Raw genomic sequence first — 15,887 nt, 5'->3', positions numbered from 1 at the left:
ACGCGCCCCTCCCACAACCTTTTTCATCTCATCATCTGATAATGCTTTAACCCCTAAAGAGTTTTCATTCACTTTACCATTAGTTGCAAGAGCAATTAATCTACTTCTGCAAAAAGTGTGCTTGAGATTCCTAAGCTAAATAAGAATCCTAAAATTAGCTTTTTCATTTTTCCCTTTTTGAATGAAAGTTTAGGATTTTATTATAGTTTGTGGAATCTTAAAAGAAAAATAAATTTTAACTTTTTTGATAAAAGCAATTTTTGGAATCCTTTTTGCTAGCAAAGTTGGAATGAAATTTCATATTTTTACAAAAAGGAACACAAAGTTTGATATTCTTATGTAACGATTCTATACAAAAGACTTTTTTAAATTTTATAATTTCTATGTTTAATGAAGCTTAAGACTAATCTTTATATATAGTTTTTCAATCATAATTTAGTATTGAGGAGTTACCTAAATGAAAAAGTTATTAGCAACTTTATTTCTAAGTTTGGCACTTGTTAGTAGTGCATATGCAACAGATTTAATTGCTCTTGCAACTAATGGTAAAATGAATGAAAACTCTTTAGGAGTTAAAGTCTTATCAGATGATGAGATGAAAAAGGTTGTGGGAGGGGTGCAAGAAAATAGGATTGCTCCGATTGTTGGCTGGAGAATTAGACAGGGAGTGATGTGGGGAATCAGATACACTGCTTGGGGAGCACACAATCAAAGACATCCTTTAAATGGCAATAATGGTTGGCATTGGTGATAGAAAGTCTTATAGGGAATATCTTAGAAGTTCTTATAAAATGTAAGGGTAAGGACAATTTATGTCTTATAGTTGGCGTAGTAATAGCATTAATTTTGTTTTATATTTTTGCTAAATTGTAAAAAATAAAAGAGTTTTTAGATATTATGGATAAAGTTAAATAATATTCTTATTGTATAAAAGGACAAAATACTAAAGCACACTTTTTGCTTACTCTTTTAATTAATTGAGCAAACCCTAAGTAAAAAATTTTATCCAAAATAGCTTAGGCTACTTTTGCCAAAAGCCCTAGTTTTTATGTGTTCAAATGCGCCGATTCTCTCTGGAATCGCAAGTGTAGAATGGTGTTCTAAAATCACAAATTTAAAGATTTTGGGTTCTAAATCCTGCACCATTACAAAGCTTTTTATATAAATATCTTCCATATTTTCGCGCACATCAAAAGGCGGGTCAATATAACCAATACAAGGGGATTGAATATTTTTTAGCGCAGTTTTATAGTGCTTAAACGTATCGCCAAAAATGAGTTGGTATTGCGCTTTGTTTTGGCAAATTTGCGTAAGATTAGATTCTAAAACTTCATAAGATTTTTTGTTTTGTTCAAAAAATAAAGCAAACTTTGCACCGCGGCTTAATGCTTCGATTCCAATACTTCCACTCCCAGCAAAAAATTCCACAAAATTTACCCCCACAATCTCCGCGCTTAGAGTGTTAAAAAGAGATTCTTTTAAAATCGCTTTAGAAGAGCGTGTAATTTCAAGGGGAGCCATTTGTAAATTTCTGCCTTTATAAATCCCACCAATAATTTTTAAAGTTGGAATCTTAGCCACGATTTTCCTTTAAATGCTCTAAAATTGTTTCTTCAACTTCTTTTGCGTAGCGTCTTAAAATTGCTTCAATTTTTGCATTTAAATCATTTGATAGTATGGAATCCAAAGGCTGTGTAATATTTGCGCTTGTGTGATTGCGCACTTTAATCTCTTCAATCTCTCTTTCTGTGCTTTTTGGTGCTATCACTTCAATATCAGCTTCACTGCCTTTTAATGCATGATAAAAAGATTCTAATTCTTTAAGCAATAATTCTTTTGTAAAAGGAATCTTTAAATGCGCGCCTTCCATATCTCCGATTAAAAATATTGGTTTTTGGGATTCTACATGTTGTGTTGCTACGACAAAATCACAAAGTTTATAGCTTGTTAAATACTCTTTTAAATACATTTCTAAACTTCTATCTAACAGCAAAGAATCACAAATTAGCGCAATTTTCATTTCCTATCCTTTTAAATGAGCATTAATGAGAAATTATAGCGGATTCTCTGTGTATTTTTTGATTTTTTTGTTAGCTTTTGCCCTAAGATTCCATATTTTAGAATCTTTTTGCTATAATTTAAAAATTTTTAAAACAATAGGAGCAACGTTATGAAAGTTATGGTAATACAAGGACCAAATTTAAATATGTTAGGAGTTCGAGATCCGCGAATCTATGGACCAGTAAAACTAGAAACGATTCACGAAAATATTCAAAAACACGCGCAAACTTTAGGTGTGGAGGTTAGTTTTTTTCAAAGTAATTTTGAAGGAGAAATTGTCGATAAAATCCAAGAATGCTTTGGAGAATATGACGGAATCATTATCAACCCGGCGGCATATTCTCATACTTCTGTGGCAATCCGTGATGCAATTGCTGCAGTAAATATTCCTACTATTGAGGTGCATATTAGCAACATTCACGCAAGAGAAAAATTCCGTCAAGAGAGCTTAACAGCAGCAGTTTGCGCAGGTGTAATTGCTGGATTTGGACCATTGGGTTATCATTTAGCACTAAATGGGCTTGCACAAATTGTTGGCGAGTTAAATGCTGTTAAAGAAGCAAGAAAGCAGGCTGCTGCTAAAGCACAAATGCAACAACAAACGACACAACCGCAAGAATAATATTGTTAAGAATAATTTTAAGGAGGGTGTTATGGAAAACTTTATTATAAAAGATGAGAATGCTCTCTATTATGAAACGGGCTATAGTTGCGATAATGCCTTGTTTATCGCATTTGGTGATGTGGGATATTTTATCACCGATGGACGCTATGAGACTGAAGCAAAAGAGAATCTAAAGCATAATAAATATGCAATTTCTCTTGTTATAACACGCGACTTAATCCGTTCTGCGCGCGCAATTTTGAAAAAACATGAGAAATCTACTCTAATTTATAACCCACAAGAGCTTTCCGCATTTTTCTTTGAACGCTTGAAAAATGGCATTAAAATCAATTTTATTCAAAAGCCAAATTTTCATCAACAAAAGCGTATGATAAAAACAGCTGATGAAATTGCGCTTTTAGAGCATTCCCAACAATTAAACTTCAAAGCATTTAAGAAATTTGCAAAATTCCTTAGTAAAAAAGGCAAAAGCTCCACAGAATCCTTTTTGCATTACAAATCAAAAGATTTTTTGAGCCACAAGGGAGCGTTTGATTTAAGTTTTAATCCCATTGTTGGAATCAATGCAAATGCAGCAAAACCCCACGCACTCCCAAGTAATGATAAGCTCCATGTAGGAGATTTGCTACTTTTTGATGCGGGATTAAAATATAAACGTTATTGTTCTGATATGACGCGCACAGGGTTTTTTGGCAAAAATGGAATCTCTTTTAAAAAGCAACAAAATTTTACAGATTCTAAGCTGCAAAAAATCTATGATATTGTTTTAAAAGCTCAAGAGAGTGCAATAAAAGGAGCAAAGCCGGGTATGCTAGCAAGTGAAGTTGATGCTTTGGCGCGCAATGTGATTGAAAAAGAAGGATTTGGAAAGTATTTTGTGCATTCTACCGGGCATGGAATTGGGCTTGATATTCACGAGCTTCCAAATATTTCGCAACGCTCTAAAATTGTTTTGCAAGAAGGAATGGTGTTTTCTATCGAGCCTGGAATCTATATTCCAAATTACTATGGTGTGCGCATTGAAGATTTGGTTGTTTTGGAAGCTAATGGAGCGCGTATTATTGGAGAAACTTCCTGATGGTTACCCCAAAACAACACTTTTCTAGCAGGCATTGTTATGGTGTAAAAACCTATAAGATTAAAGAACTTAGCGAAAATTTAATCCAATTTACACCTACAAAAAACTTTTTAAAACACAATCCTAAATTTATGCTTTCTAAAACACCGCGTTTTACACAAGTGCGCAAGCTAAATCCTTATCGTTTTTTTAAAGCATATCCTAGATTAAAAAATTATGTGATTTTAGGGATAGGGGCAAATTGTGGTGAATCTTTGGTGCGTTTTTGGAAACTTTTAAAAAGACTCTCTTGTAAAAATGTTATAATTGCCACTTCACCGATTCTAAAAAATCCAGCCTTTGGCTATCTACAGCAGCCAGATTTTTATAATGGGGTTATTTGGTTGAAAACCAAGCTAGGGATTGCGGATTTTTGGAGTTTTTGCGCATATTTGGAGCGTCATTTTGGTAGAGCGCGCAAACGCCCTTTTAAAAATGCTCCGCGCACTTTGGACTTAGATATTATTGCTTTTAAGAATAAGTGGATAACATTGGGTAATTTGGAGATTCCACATTGTGCGTGGAATGAGCGTCAAAGTGTTAAGATTCCATTATTTGGCGCAAATAGCAATTAAAGTTTGGGAAGTTTGGAGAATGCTATGAAATTATTTACCTTTACGGCAGAAACAGGAGCACAAGCTCTAGCAGAAGCAAAAAAAGAGCTTGGAGACGAATTTTCTATTATTGCACAAAAAAAGTTAAGTGATGGTAATTATGAAGTCTCTGTGGCAATTAGCGAAGAAGATTTAAAAGAAGCCAAAACTAAACAACAACAAGATGATTTAAAACCAAAAACAAATAATATTGCCGAACGCCTAGAACTTATTGCGCAAAAAGAAATTGAACGCAAACGCATTGCACAAAGTATGCCTCCACTTCCTGAAGATGTTTCCTTGCAGCTTTCTGACGCGGTGCGCCAAATCTCACAGATTGCCGGAGTTGCTCCAAAAACTCCTGCAAAATCTCCCTATGGGACGCCAAAAGATTCTGCTCAAAAAGAAACAACACCGACTACACCGCCTAAACAAATAGAGTCCAAAAAGGAAGACAAGGATTCTTCCCCACAGAAAAAAAAGGAATCGCAGCCTGATGATTTGCGTTTAATCCGTGGTGAAATTGATAGATTAAACGATAGGCTTAAATTAATCCAAAATATGTTTTGGGAAGAGCGCGGACCAAAGCGTGATGGGCTTATTATCCCACACGAGTTTGCAGAGATTTATAGAATCACAAAAGCAAGCGGAATCGCAAAAGAGCATTTGGAAAAAATTATGCAGCTTACTTTAGAGCTTATGCCGATTAAAATGCGTGAAAATTCTGTGCTTATTAAGCGATATTTTAGAGAAGTTTTGCGCAAAATGGTTGTTGCAAGAGCGGAGAATCTAAGCAGTAATGCTAAGAATATTATGATGCTTGTTGGTCCAACAGGTGTGGGTAAAACCACGACTTTAGCGAAACTGGCTGCGCGTTATTCAAGACTTTTAAATAAAAATTATAAAGTTGGAATCATAACCCTTGATACTTACAGAATCGGTGCGGTGGATCAATTAATGTTTTATGCCAAAAAAATGAAATTGAGCATTGATACGGTGGTGGATACAGAAGAATTTGTCAATGCGCTAGATTCTTTGAAATATTGCGATTATATTTTAATTGACACGGTGGGAAGCTCACAGCACGATAGAGCGAAGTTGGAATCCCTAAAAAGCTTTGTTAATGCTGACCCAAACGCAAAAATTGATGTGAGCTTAGTGATGAGTGCGACAACAAAATACGAGGATTTAAAAGATATTTACCATACATTTTCTACACTTGGCATTGATACATTAGTTTTCACAAAACTTGATGAAACGCATAGTTATGGAAATATTTTCTCTTTAATCTATGAAACCAAAAAGCCTGTTAGCTACTTCTCTGTTGGGCAAGAAGTGCCAAATGATTTAAGTGTCGCAACAAGCGATTTTTTAATTGATTGCTTGCTAGATGGGTTAGTTAAGGCATAAAATGAAAAATCAAGCAGCAGAATTAGAATTGCTCCTAGAAACTCCCAAAACCTCTAATACTAAATTTATCACCATAACAAGCGGTAAAGGTGGTGTTGGAAAATCTACATTTGGGGCAAATCTGGCTTATAAACTCTGGCAGCTTGGTTTTAAAGTTGGAATCTTTGATGCAGATATTGGGCTTGCAAATTTAGACATTATGTTTGGTGTGCGCTGTGAAAAAAATCTCTTGCATGTGCTAAAGAATCAAGCAAGCTTAAGAGATATTATTGTGCCAATTGAGCATGGATTGTATCTTATTCCTGGAGATTCTGGCACAGATATTTTTCGCTATAAAAGTGAGTTTATGTTTGAAACGTTGATTGAAGATTCTGCACTTTTAGATAGTCTTGATTTTGTTATTATTGATACAGGAGCTGGTATTGGAGAATACACACAAACTTTTTTGAAAAATAGCGATGAAGCTATTGTAATTACGATTCCAGACCCTGCTGCAATCACTGATGCATATGCGACAATTAAGCTTGCAGCAAATTACAAAGAACGTATTTTTATGTTAATTAATATGGCAAAAAATGATGAAGAAGCGCAAATGATTTTTCAAAAAGTGCAGAAAATTGCTCAAAGTAATATTAGCAATATTAAGCTAGAATACGTAGGAAAACTTACTAAAACAACTTTGATTAATTATTACAGCAAAAATCGTGGAATCTTTGTTAAAGAAGAGCCAAACGCAGCCCCTTCTTTGGAGATTGAAGAGATTGCTAGGTCTTTAGCTAAAAAAATGGAACGGAATGTGCTAGTGCAAGAAGATAAAAGATTTGGAAAGTTTCTAAAAAAGATTCTTGGTCATTTTTAGGAAGTGTAAGGAAACAAAATGCCTTTAAAAATGGATAATTTCTTAAGTTTTGCGATTGTTAATGGATTTTTTATTGGACTTTTATTATCCTTTTTAAAATTTGACGACCCTGCGATGATTGTCGCTGGAACGCTTATTTCCACAATAGGATTCTATCTTATTACTCTTGTTAGCGTATCGTTATTTGTGCGCTTTATTAATACCAATGAGAATGTGAGTGCAAAAAATACTTACAACGCACTTTTAGAAGAGTATATTGATGAGTTTGATAAGCGTGAAAAAGCAACAAACAAAATTCGTGGATTCTTGCGCACTATGGAAAAAACAATGCGTGAAGAGGAAGAAGAGGATTTGCGCGCAAAACCAAACAAAGTAGAGAGTGAAACTTATGGCGATGACTTCTAATGGCTATCAAAATGCTCTTAAACACCATCAAGATTCCTTAGCCCTAGATTATCTTCCTGCACTTAAGGCTATGGCTTATCGCTTAAAAGAAAGATTGCCTGCAAGTGTAGATTTTGCAGATTTAATTTCCATTGGCACAGAAGAATTAATCAAGCTTGCGCGCAAATATGATAGCAGTTTGAATGATTCTTTTTGGGGATATGCAAGACCGCGTGTGCAAGGGGCGATGTTAGATTATTTACGCTCTTTAGACCCTCTCTCACGTAATATGCGCTCTTTAATTAAACGCATTGATAAGGCGATTGCGCAATATTATAATGATTATCAAGAAGAACCTAGTGATGCGTATTTAAGTGATTTGCTAGGAGAAAGTGAAGAGAAGATTAAAGAAGCAAGAATCGCAAGTGAAATTTATAATGTTATGCCACTTGATGAACATTTTGGAACAAATCATGAAGATGCATTAGAAAGTGTGCAAAAAGAAGAGCTTATTGAAGTTATCACAAACATTTTAGAACACGCTACACATAATGAACAGCTTGTTGTGCAACTTTATTATTATGAAGAGTTGAGTTTTAAGGAGATTAGTGAAATTTTAGAAGTTACAGAAGCTAGAGTTTCTCAACTCCATAGGGCAGTGATTAGAAAGGTGCGACAATACCTTGAAGAAAGGGGGTTAAATGGCTGATATATTATCACAAGAAGAAATTGATGCGCTCTTAGAAGTTGTCGATGATGAGGGTGGGGAGCAAGAAGTAGCAGAAAAACCCGCAGTCGTTCAACAACGACAAATTACACTTTATGATTTTAAGCGTCCAAATCGTGTTAGCAAGGAACAACTCCGCGCATTTCGTGGAATCCATGACAAAATGGCAAGAAGTTTATCAAGCCAAATTTCTGCAATTATGCGCTCCATTGTTGAGATTCAGCTTCACAGCGTGGATCAAATGACTTACGGGGAATTTTTGATGAGTTTGCCAAGTCCCACAAGTTTTAATGTTTTTTCTATGAAGCCTTTAGATGGAACAGGTGTTTTGGAGATTAACCCTAGTATTGCCTTTCCAATGATTGATAGACTTTTAGGGGGCAAGGGAGACCCTTATGAATCTACGCGTGAATTTAGCGATATTGAACTAAACCTATTAGATACAATCTTGCGCCAAATGATGCAGAATCTTAAAGAGGCTTGGGGTCCTATTACAGAGATTTTTCCAACTGTTGATGTTAAAGAATCAAGCCCAAATGTTGTGCAAATTGTTGCACAAAATGAAATTGTTATAATGGTTGTTATGGAGATTATCATCGGGCATAGTAGCGGTATGATGAACTTATGCTATCCGGTTATCTCGCTAGAATCTGTGCTTTCGCGCCTTGCAAGTCGCGATATTATGCTTAGTGAAACAAGTGCAAAAAAATCAAGAAATAAAGAGCTTCAAGCACTTTTAGGAGGGGCAAAAGTTAATGTTGCTGCTGTTCTTGGAGAGACAAAACTTTCTATGCATGAGATTTTGGATTTAGAAGTTGGCGATATTGTGCGATTAGACCGCCCTGCTGATGATACAGTTATTGTTAATGTAGATGGTAGAGAGAAGTTTTTAGCAGGAATAGGGTTGCATCGTTATCGTAAAACGATTGAAGTGAAAGAAATGATTAAAACAGAAAAAGACCAAGTCAAAGAAATCCTAGAAATGCTTGAAGTGCAGCGCAAATCTAGAGCAAATGAGCTTGAAGAGGAGTAAAAATGCTAAATGACTTTTTAAAACTAATTATTCAAGAAACAACTGCTACTATTGAAGGTTTGTTGGGACAAGCACCAGAAGTTAGCCATATAGAAGCACAAGATGGCAAAAATGATTCTATCAAGCCCCCGATGGCTAAGATTGATATTAATACTGATGATGGTGTAAGCTTAGCGCTTTTTATCTCCCCTAAAGTCGCAACTACACTTGCTGATATGATGTTAGGTGGGGAAGGGGAGAGCCAAGATACAATGAGTGCAGATGATTTAGATGCGACAAAAGAAATTGCGTCTAATATTTTTGGGGCTATTTCTACTTCTCTTGGCGGGCAAAAAGAACTCCCAAAACTTAGTTTCACGCTAAGTAATATCAACTTTATCCCTGATGGAGATTTGGGGCTTGGAAATTATAGTGGATTCTATACTTTTTCTTTTAACATCGGTTCTGTGCAGGATTATTTGTATTTTGCATTTTCTAGTGCATTTGAAAATCACTTTAATCCAAGTGTGGCAGAAAGCCCAGCCTCAACAGATACCCAAAATGCAGGCAATAATGGTTTAGCTAAAGTAGAGCTTAATAATGCTGAAATGAAAAATATGGCAATGCTTTTAGATGTGCGCTTGCAAGTTAAGGTTAGAATTGGACAGAAAAAAATGCTACTTAAAGATGTGATTGCTATGGATATTGGTAGTGTTGTGGAGCTTAATCAACTTGCAAATGACCCTTTAGAAGTGCTTGTCGATGATAAAGTCATCGCAAAGGGTGAAGTTGTGATTGTCGATGGAAACTTTGGAATCCAAATCACAGAAATTGCTCCGAAAAAAGATAGAATCGACCAATTATTATAAAGATAAATTATGATTTTTAGTTCTTATGTTTTTATCTTTGGCTTTTTGCCGATTATGCTGCTAGGTTTTTATGGCTTAAGATTTTTTGAGAAAAACTTTTTAGCTAAGCTTTTCTTAGTATTTGGAAGTTTATTTTTTTACGCATTTTGGGAAGTAAAATATCTTGGGCTTTTATTGCTTTCTATTTTGGTAAATTATGGAATCGCAACGCTAATTTTAAGGAATTCTGCTACTAATGTGGGGGGGGGGGCATAATTCCCTAAAAGCTAAGCTTTATCTTTGTGGTGGAATCTTTTTTAATCTCGCATTACTTGGAATCTTTAAATACACAGATTTCTTTTTAGAAAATTTCAATCTCATTGCTAATCTTTTAACTCTTAACTTCAATATCCCTTTACCGCATATTTTATTACCTCTTGCGATTTCGTTTTTTACTTTTCAACAAATTGCTTTTTTGGTGGATTGTTATAAAAGAATTGATGTTAAAGATTTAGAAGAAAATTACGATTCTGCGAGCTATTTTAAGATTGATTTTTTGGATTATTGCTTGTTTGTTAGCTTTTTTCCACAGCTTATTGCAGGTCCTATTGTGCATCATAAAGAAATGATGCCGCAGTTTAAAACACTCTTTGAAAACTCTTTTGTGCAATGGGATAGGATTGCTAAGGGTGTGTTTATTTTTTCTATGGGTTTTTTCAAAAAAGCTTTGATTGCAGATAGTTTTGCACAATGGGCGAATAATGGATTTAGCATTGTAGAAAAAGGAGAGTTTTTAAATATCGCAGAATCTTGGGCAACCTCACTTTCTTATACTTTTCAGTTGTATTTTGATTTTAGCGGGTATTGTGATATGGCAATAGGACTTGGATTACTCTTTGGAATCTTTTTACCGATTAACTTTAACTCTCCTTATAAAGCATTAAATATTACAGAGTTTTGGAGAAAATGGCATATCACTTTAGGAAGATTTTTAAAAGATTATCTTTATATTCCTTTAGGGGGAAATATGGGTTCTAAACTTCTAACGCTTAGGAATCTTTTTGTTGTTGCATTTTTAAGTGGAGTTTGGCATGGGGCTGGATTTGGATTTATTATTTGGGGAACATTACATGGGCTAGCAATGTGTTTGCATAGGGTTTATGGAATGCTTTTAGAATCTCTAAATTTACAAAAAAGTGCATTTTTGCAAAGCCGTTTTTATAAAGTTTTATGTTGGATTGTTACTTTTAACTTTATCAACATTACTTGGGTATTTTTTAGAGCAGAGAATTTACAAGGAGCATTGCATTTGTTGCAAGGAATGTTTGGGATTGTGTGGGTTGAGTTGCCGCAGAAAGCTTATAAGATAGGTGAGTTATTACACGCAATAAATGCAAATGATAGAGCATTAGGACTTCTTATTCTTGCTTTTGTGCTTGTTTTAGGCTTTTCAAACTCGATGCAAAAGCTTGATTCCTTTAAGCCAAACCTAAAACAAGCAATATTTACAGGAATCTTATTTTATGCTGCTTTGGTTTCTCTTGCAGTTACTCCTTATGTGGAATTTATTTATTTTAATTTCTAGGAATTTATATGTCTTATAAAAAATATTTGCTTTTAGTCTTTGTGATTCCACTATTTGTTTTAATTCCACTTGGAATCTTGCTATACATTTATGACCCATTTCAAATTTATCACAAACCTTACTTTAGAGAAACTACATTTTTTAATGATATGAGAATGCAAGATAGGGGTATTATTGACCATTATGAGTTTGATTCTTTTATTTTAGGTAGCTCTATGTTTATGGGAACTTCCTCTACTGAAGCCACAGAAAAGTTAGGAGATAATTGGATAAATATTTCTTTAAATGGTTCAAGATTTAATGAAAGAGCTGTTATTTTAGATTATTTATTCCGCCATAAAAAACCAAAATCTATCCTTTATACTATAGACGGATTAATGTTATTAAGCACTTTAGAGTTAGATACAACAAAATTTAGCTATTTGTATGATGATAATCCATTTAATGATTTTAAAACATATTTTAATGCAGAGTTTTTACTTTGTGCCCTTACTTTCTCCCATAAAAAAGAGTGCGTTGGGGAATATACAGATATTCATCGCTTAACTTCTTTGGAAAATTCACCAGAAACTTTTAAACTTTTTGGGGGTTTTCAAAATTGGATTCAATACCACAATGACCCTAGAATTAAAGATATTGTTAATGCTTTGTCTCAAATTGACGCATTACCACCATTCCAACCTATCAATCAAACCTTTGATATAAGCCCTATTGCAAATCACATTAACGCACATTTTATTCGTTTTGTTCAAGACAATCCACAAACACAATTTCATATTATTATTCCAACTTATTCGCGTCTAAGTTACAGATTGGCGCCACCACAAAATTTTTATGCTTGGGCGCAAATTATGTCTTGGCTGATACCTTATTGTGAGCAATTTGATAATATTAAATTTTATGGATTTGACCATTTAGATTATGCAGATAATATCGCAAATTATAATGATTTATACCATTACTACCATAATCTAAACTCCTTTCACCTTGATGCAATTGCGCAAAATGCGTTTATTTTAAATGCTCAAAATATCGTGCCTTATTTAAGATTGATGGAGCAAAAAATCATACAATATGACGCTACACCGCTTTTTGATATGCTAAAGGCTGCAAAAGCACAAAATAAATAACTTTTTTTTGCAAGCCTTTTTGGCTAAAATTTCGCACATGGATGAAAAAATTAAAAAATTCCTTGCAAATTCGCATTTATTAACTTTAAGTGTTATTGATTGTGAGCAAGATTTGGCTGCAATAGGTGTTTATAGTGCAAGTTGCTATTATGCCTTTATGGTAGAATCTCTGCTAATAAAAAGCAGTGCGGATTCTAAACATATTAAACTTGCAGAACTTAATCCAAATATCAGCGTAACTATCGCTAAAGATTCTAAAAATTTAAGCAAAATTGAAGGTATTCAAATCAAAGCGTATTTTCGCAAAGCATTAGCAAAAGAAAAAAAAGCCTACTACGCAAGATTTCCTTTTGCTAGGCTTGGAAGTGGTGAGATTTTTGCTCTTGATATTTTGTGGGCAAAATACACAAATAATGCTCTTTTAAAAAAAGTGATCTATATAAAGGAATAAAATGAAAAAAGTTTTGTTGTTGATGAGTGGCGGTGTGGATTCTAGCTATTGTGCGTATCTGCTACAAAAACAAGGTTATTTGGTGTATGGAGTGTATTTAAAGCTGCATGACAAAGAAGAAAAGCATGCTTATTTTGTGCGCAATATCCAAAAATGCGCACAGCATTTAAATATAGAATATTCTATTATTGATGAGCACGAACTTTTTAAAGCAAAGGTGTATGATTATTTTGTGGAATCTTATAAAAAAGGCTTAACGCCAAACCCTTGTGCGATGTGTAACCCCTTTGTTAAATTTGGAATCGCATTTGATTTGGCAGATAAAATGGGGTTTGATTATGTCGCTACTGGGCATTATGCGCAGGTTAAAGAAGGCAGAATCGCACAAGGTGCAGATATACACAAAGACCAAAGTTATTTTCTTTTTGGGTTAAAACAAGAGTGGATTCCGCGCATTATTTTTCCACTTGGTGATAAGATTAAAGAAGAGATTAAGCCTGTGGCTCTTAAAGAACTTTCTTGGCTTGGCACACTAGAGACTTATAAAGATTCTCAAGAAATTTGTTTTGTAGAAAATTCTTATATTGATGTGCTAAATAAGCATTATGCCACAGAAGTTAAAGGTGATGTGCTAGATGCGCAAGGAAATGTTATTGGCACGCATAAGGGTTATATGCAATATACGATTGGCAAGCGCAAAGGCTTTACGATTCAAGGTGCTTTAACTCCACATTATGTGCTAAAGATTAACCCACAAAATAACACGATTGTCGTAGGGGATAAGGAATCACTGGCGACAAAAGAAGTGCGTGCGGCTAATTTTTCTCTCTCAAAAGAGTATTTTAAAGGGGATAATCCATTAGAATGTGAAGTGAAAATCCGTTATAAAAGCCACAAAGCAAAAGCTAAGATTAAGCTCATTGAAGAAGAAAAAAAAGAAGTGATTGTTGCGCATTTAGAAGAGCCTGTTTATGGCGTGGCAAGCGGGCAAGCTCTTGTATTGTATGAGGGTTCTAAAGTGCTTGGTGGAGGATTTATTTTATAGCTAGCCCATTTAGCCTACATTGTAGGCTAAACTAGGGTAACCATAGGGATAATTGTAGGGTATTTTTTTATCTTTTTAAACATAAGCTTTCTTAAAGCACCCCTTAGCTCGTTTTCCATAGCTTTTTGGTTATTGTAAAGCTCTTTTTTGCAATTTTTTGTAAAAAGAGTAAAAAAATCTTCCATTTCTTTATTAAACGCTAGCGTTTCTTTGCTAGAGATGATTCCCATACTATGAATGCGTGGTTTAGCATTTAGAGAGTTTTTCTCTTTGTTGAATTCCACATTAACAATCAAGATTCCATTTTCTGCTAGATTTTGTCTATCTAAAATCACATCATTAGCAATTGTGGTATTAACTTGATTGTCAATATAAGTTTTGCCAGTTTTTACACTACGCACTTTGCGCAAATAGTTGTGTGCAATTTCTACTTGGTCGCCATCTTCCATAAGGAAAATATTGCGCTCATTAACTCCACAAGAAATCGCAGTTTCTTTGTGTTTTAAAATATGGTTGTATTCCCCATGCACTGGCAAGAAAAACTTTGGTTTTACAAGGCGAAGCATAAGCTTTTGTTCTTCTTGTGCTGCATGTCCGCTTGTATGAATCTCACTAAAGTCTTGATAATAAACTTTTGCTCCTGCTTTGTTTAGGAAGTTTAAGATGTTGGATACAGAGCCTTCATTACCCGGAATCGCTTTTGCAGAAAGAATAATTGTATCGGTTGGCTTGATTTTAATATGTCTGTGCTCATCTGTAGCCATACGATAAAGTGCGCTCATTGTCTCCCCTTGTGAGCCAGTTGTTACAATTAGCACTTCTTCATCTGGGTATTTTGCAACTTCGTGTGCTTCAATAAAAATATTTTGGGGCAAATCAATATAACCTAAAGTTCTAGCAATTTCTAGGTTTTTCTCCATAGAACGCCCAATAACGGAGACTTTTCGGTTGTATTTAATCCCATGTTGAATGGCTTGATACACGCGATGAATGTTAGAGCTAAATGTGCTCATAATTACACGTCCTTTTGCGCGAGAAAAGAGCAAATCGAATGCAGGTCCAACACTCGCTTCACTTGGCGTATAGCCGCTTTTATGTGAATTTGTCGAATCACTAAGGAGTAATAGCACGCCTTGTTCTCCATAATGTGCGATTCTGTTTAAATCTGTGGGATAGCCATCAATTGGCGTGTGGTCAATCTTAAAATCTCCGGTGTGAAAGATTAATCCTGCTTCTGTTTTAATCGCTAGCGCGCTAGAATCCACAATAGAGTGCGTGATATGAATCCACTCAATTTCAAATTCTCCGATTCTTATTGGTTTGCGCTTTTCTACTGCGCGGAATAGCGAGCGAAATTTTTTAAGCCCATGCTCATCAAATTTAGAGCCAATTAGCCCTAAGGGCAGAGCTGTGCCATAGATTGGAAATTGGTATTTTTTAAACAAATAGGGCATTGCACCGATATGGTCTTCGTGTGCGTGCGTGATGATAATGCCAGCAACTTTATCTTTTATAACTTCAAGATAGCTAAAATCAGGCACTAAAATATCCACGCCATGCATACTTTCATCAGGGAAACTCATTCCCGCATCAATGATAATCGCAGAATTTTGCGTCTCAATCACAGTCATATTTCCGCCGATTTCTCCCAAGCCACCTAGTGGAGTGATACGCACTTTGCCATTTGGATTAAATTCTATTTTAGAATGTGGAGCAAGAGCATCTTCATGGATTTTTGCATTTAACTCTACGGCTTTACGCAATTCTAGGTTTGAAGCTTGTGTAGCACCATTTCCATAGTTCTTGTTATGGTGTTGCTTTGGACGATTTTCGCGCGGGGTTGTGTCATTTTTCTCTTGTTCTTTTTTGAAGCGCGGATTGTGTCTGTTGCGGGGTTGAGTTTTTTGAGATTCTTTTTGCCCTTCATTGTTTTCTTTGTGAGATTCCATTTTGCTTGCACCTTTTGGGCGCGGTTTAAATCTGCGATTATTTGGGTCGCGATTTGGTTGTGGGTTTGTGTTTGTTGGTTGTTCTTCCATT

At 35.0% G+C, this 15,887-nt stretch carries 17 protein-coding genes and 1 pseudogene; 15 read left to right on the top strand and 3 right to left on the bottom strand.

Annotated elements, in window-relative coordinates:
• Window positions 1-457: 457 nt before the first annotated feature.
• The gene (locus tag LS70_RS08970; RefSeq protein WP_138109428.1) at window positions 458-751 is read left to right on the top strand and encodes a hypothetical protein; all 294 of its coding nucleotides are present in this window, start codon (window positions 458-460) and stop codon (window positions 749-751) included.
• A 251-nt stretch (window positions 752-1,002) separates the two neighbouring features.
• On the opposite strand, the gene rsmD is transcribed toward LS70_RS08970, so the two are convergent.
• Both rsmD and LS70_RS08960 read right to left on the bottom strand, forming a co-directional pair.
• Window positions 1,003-1,581, bottom strand: a complete 579-nt coding sequence (gene rsmD, locus LS70_RS08965) for a 16S rRNA (guanine(966)-N(2))-methyltransferase RsmD (RefSeq protein ID WP_052083466.1) — start codon at window positions 1,579-1,581, stop codon at window positions 1,003-1,005.
• Window positions 1,574-2,020: a hypothetical protein gene (locus LS70_RS08960; RefSeq protein ID WP_034291339.1), complete on the bottom strand. Its 447-nt coding sequence runs from the start codon at window positions 2,018-2,020 to the stop codon at window positions 1,574-1,576. Before LS70_RS08960 ends, rsmD begins: the two co-directional genes overlap by 8 nt.
• A 25-nt stretch (window positions 2,021-2,045) precedes the next feature.
• Between LS70_RS08960 and LS70_RS10340 the strand changes: the two genes are divergently transcribed.
• The 14 genes and pseudogenes from LS70_RS10340 to mnmA all read left to right on the top strand — a co-directional run bounded on the left by LS70_RS10340 (window position 2,046) and on the right by mnmA (window position 13,847).
• Entirely contained in the window at window positions 2,046-2,174 is a 129-nt protein-coding gene (locus tag LS70_RS10340; protein WP_268902950.1) for a hypothetical protein, read from the top strand.
• Window positions 2,171-2,683, top strand: a complete 513-nt coding sequence (gene aroQ / locus LS70_RS08955; RefSeq protein ID WP_034291337.1) for a type II 3-dehydroquinate dehydratase — start codon at window positions 2,171-2,173, stop codon at window positions 2,681-2,683. The genes LS70_RS10340 and aroQ overlap by 4 nt, the downstream gene beginning before the upstream one ends.
• Before the next feature lie 31 nt (window positions 2,684-2,714).
• On the top strand, window positions 2,715-3,764 hold the full coding sequence (locus LS70_RS08950) for a M24 family metallopeptidase (protein ID WP_034291335.1): 1,050 nt from the start codon (window positions 2,715-2,717) through the stop codon (window positions 3,762-3,764).
• Window positions 3,764-4,378 carry a 2-amino-4-hydroxy-6-hydroxymethyldihydropteridine diphosphokinase gene (folK, locus tag LS70_RS08945; protein WP_162845093.1) on the top strand — a complete coding sequence of 205 codons (615 nt, stop codon included), beginning with the start codon at window positions 3,764-3,766 and terminating at the stop codon, window positions 4,376-4,378. Before LS70_RS08950 ends, folK begins: the two co-directional genes overlap by 1 nt.
• 24 nt (window positions 4,379-4,402) lie before the next feature.
• Window positions 4,403-5,806, top strand: a complete 1,404-nt coding sequence (gene flhF, locus LS70_RS08940) for a flagellar biosynthesis protein FlhF (protein ID WP_034291283.1) — start codon at window positions 4,403-4,405, stop codon at window positions 5,804-5,806.
• Window position 5,807: 1 nt separating this feature from the next.
• Window positions 5,808-6,665, top strand: coding sequence for a P-loop NTPase (locus tag LS70_RS08935; RefSeq protein ID WP_034291281.1), 858 nt, complete (start codon window positions 5,808-5,810; stop codon window positions 6,663-6,665).
• Window positions 6,666-6,683: 18 nt separating this feature from the next.
• The gene (locus LS70_RS08930; protein WP_034291279.1) at window positions 6,684-7,070 is read left to right on the top strand and encodes a hypothetical protein; all 387 of its coding nucleotides are present in this window, start codon (window positions 6,684-6,686) and stop codon (window positions 7,068-7,070) included.
• Complete coding sequence (locus LS70_RS08925) at window positions 7,054-7,758, top strand: RNA polymerase sigma factor FliA (RefSeq protein ID WP_034291277.1); 705 nt, start codon at window positions 7,054-7,056, stop codon at window positions 7,756-7,758. The genes LS70_RS08930 and LS70_RS08925 overlap by 17 nt, the downstream gene beginning before the upstream one ends.
• Window positions 7,751-8,809, top strand: a complete 1,059-nt coding sequence (gene fliM / locus LS70_RS08920; RefSeq protein ID WP_034291274.1) for a flagellar motor switch protein FliM — start codon at window positions 7,751-7,753, stop codon at window positions 8,807-8,809. Before LS70_RS08925 ends, fliM begins: the two co-directional genes overlap by 8 nt.
• Window positions 8,810-8,811: 2 nt before the next feature.
• A complete protein-coding gene (fliY, locus tag LS70_RS08915; protein WP_034291273.1) occupies window positions 8,812-9,657 on the top strand; it encodes a flagellar motor switch protein FliY in 846 nt (281 codons plus the stop codon).
• Between the two features lie 9 nt (window positions 9,658-9,666).
• Window positions 9,667-11,221, top strand: a pseudogene (locus LS70_RS08910) (MBOAT family O-acyltransferase).
• An 8-nt stretch (window positions 11,222-11,229) separates the two neighbouring features.
• On the top strand, window positions 11,230-12,351 hold the full coding sequence (locus tag LS70_RS08905; RefSeq protein ID WP_052083438.1) for a hypothetical protein: 1,122 nt from the start codon (window positions 11,230-11,232) through the stop codon (window positions 12,349-12,351).
• A gap of 37 nt (window positions 12,352-12,388) precedes the next feature.
• On the top strand, window positions 12,389-12,802 hold the full coding sequence (locus LS70_RS08900) for a hypothetical protein (protein ID WP_034290928.1): 414 nt from the start codon (window positions 12,389-12,391) through the stop codon (window positions 12,800-12,802).
• Between the two features lies 1 nt (window position 12,803).
• Window positions 12,804-13,847: a tRNA 2-thiouridine(34) synthase MnmA gene (gene mnmA, locus LS70_RS08895; protein WP_034290913.1), complete on the top strand. Its 1,044-nt coding sequence runs from the start codon at window positions 12,804-12,806 to the stop codon at window positions 13,845-13,847.
• 26 nt (window positions 13,848-13,873) lie between these two features.
• Here mnmA and LS70_RS08890 read toward each other — a convergent pair whose 3' ends face one another.
• The gene (locus LS70_RS08890; RefSeq protein ID WP_034290911.1) at window positions 13,874-15,886 is read right to left on the bottom strand and encodes a ribonuclease J; all 2,013 of its coding nucleotides are present in this window, start codon (window positions 15,884-15,886) and stop codon (window positions 13,874-13,876) included.
• Window position 15,887 lies beyond the last annotated feature (1 nt).

Source organism: Helicobacter sp. MIT 11-5569, from assembly GCF_000765695.2.
Taxonomy (GTDB): domain Bacteria; phylum Campylobacterota; class Campylobacteria; order Campylobacterales; family Helicobacteraceae; genus Helicobacter_D.
Note: the sequence above shows the minus strand (reverse complement) of the source record. Positions and strands in the feature narration are given on the sequence as shown.

What these genes read in the sequence shown, in the direction of transcription:
- LS70_RS08970 (WP_138109428.1), top strand. Translation starts at nt 458, where the DNA reads ATGAAAAAGTTATTAGCAACTTTATTTCTAAGTTTGGCACTTGTTAGT.
- LS70_RS08960 (WP_034291339.1), bottom strand. Translation starts at nt 2,020, where the DNA reads ATGAAAATTGCGCTAATTTGTGATTCTTTGCTGTTAGATAGAAGTTTA.
- LS70_RS10340 (WP_268902950.1), top strand. Translation starts at nt 2,046, where the DNA reads ATGAGAAATTATAGCGGATTCTCTGTGTATTTTTTGATTTTTTTGTTA.
- aroQ (WP_034291337.1), top strand. Translation starts at nt 2,171, where the DNA reads ATGAAAGTTATGGTAATACAAGGACCAAATTTAAATATGTTAGGAGTT.
- LS70_RS08950 (WP_034291335.1), top strand. Translation starts at nt 2,715, where the DNA reads ATGGAAAACTTTATTATAAAAGATGAGAATGCTCTCTATTATGAAACG.
- folK (WP_162845093.1), top strand. Translation starts at nt 3,764, where the DNA reads ATGGTTACCCCAAAACAACACTTTTCTAGCAGGCATTGTTATGGTGTA.
- flhF (WP_034291283.1), top strand. Translation starts at nt 4,403, where the DNA reads ATGAAATTATTTACCTTTACGGCAGAAACAGGAGCACAAGCTCTAGCA.
- LS70_RS08935 (WP_034291281.1), top strand. Translation starts at nt 5,808, where the DNA reads ATGAAAAATCAAGCAGCAGAATTAGAATTGCTCCTAGAAACTCCCAAA.
- LS70_RS08930 (WP_034291279.1), top strand. Translation starts at nt 6,684, where the DNA reads ATGCCTTTAAAAATGGATAATTTCTTAAGTTTTGCGATTGTTAATGGA.
- LS70_RS08925 (WP_034291277.1), top strand. Translation starts at nt 7,054, where the DNA reads ATGGCGATGACTTCTAATGGCTATCAAAATGCTCTTAAACACCATCAA.
- fliM (WP_034291274.1), top strand. Translation starts at nt 7,751, where the DNA reads ATGGCTGATATATTATCACAAGAAGAAATTGATGCGCTCTTAGAAGTT.
- fliY (WP_034291273.1), top strand. Translation starts at nt 8,812, where the DNA reads ATGCTAAATGACTTTTTAAAACTAATTATTCAAGAAACAACTGCTACT.
- LS70_RS08905 (WP_052083438.1), top strand. Translation starts at nt 11,230, where the DNA reads ATGTCTTATAAAAAATATTTGCTTTTAGTCTTTGTGATTCCACTATTT.
- LS70_RS08900 (WP_034290928.1), top strand. Translation starts at nt 12,389, where the DNA reads ATGGATGAAAAAATTAAAAAATTCCTTGCAAATTCGCATTTATTAACT.
- mnmA (WP_034290913.1), top strand. Translation starts at nt 12,804, where the DNA reads ATGAAAAAAGTTTTGTTGTTGATGAGTGGCGGTGTGGATTCTAGCTAT.
- LS70_RS08890 (WP_034290911.1), bottom strand. Translation starts at nt 15,886, where the DNA reads ATGGAAGAACAACCAACAAACACAAACCCACAACCAAATCGCGACCCA.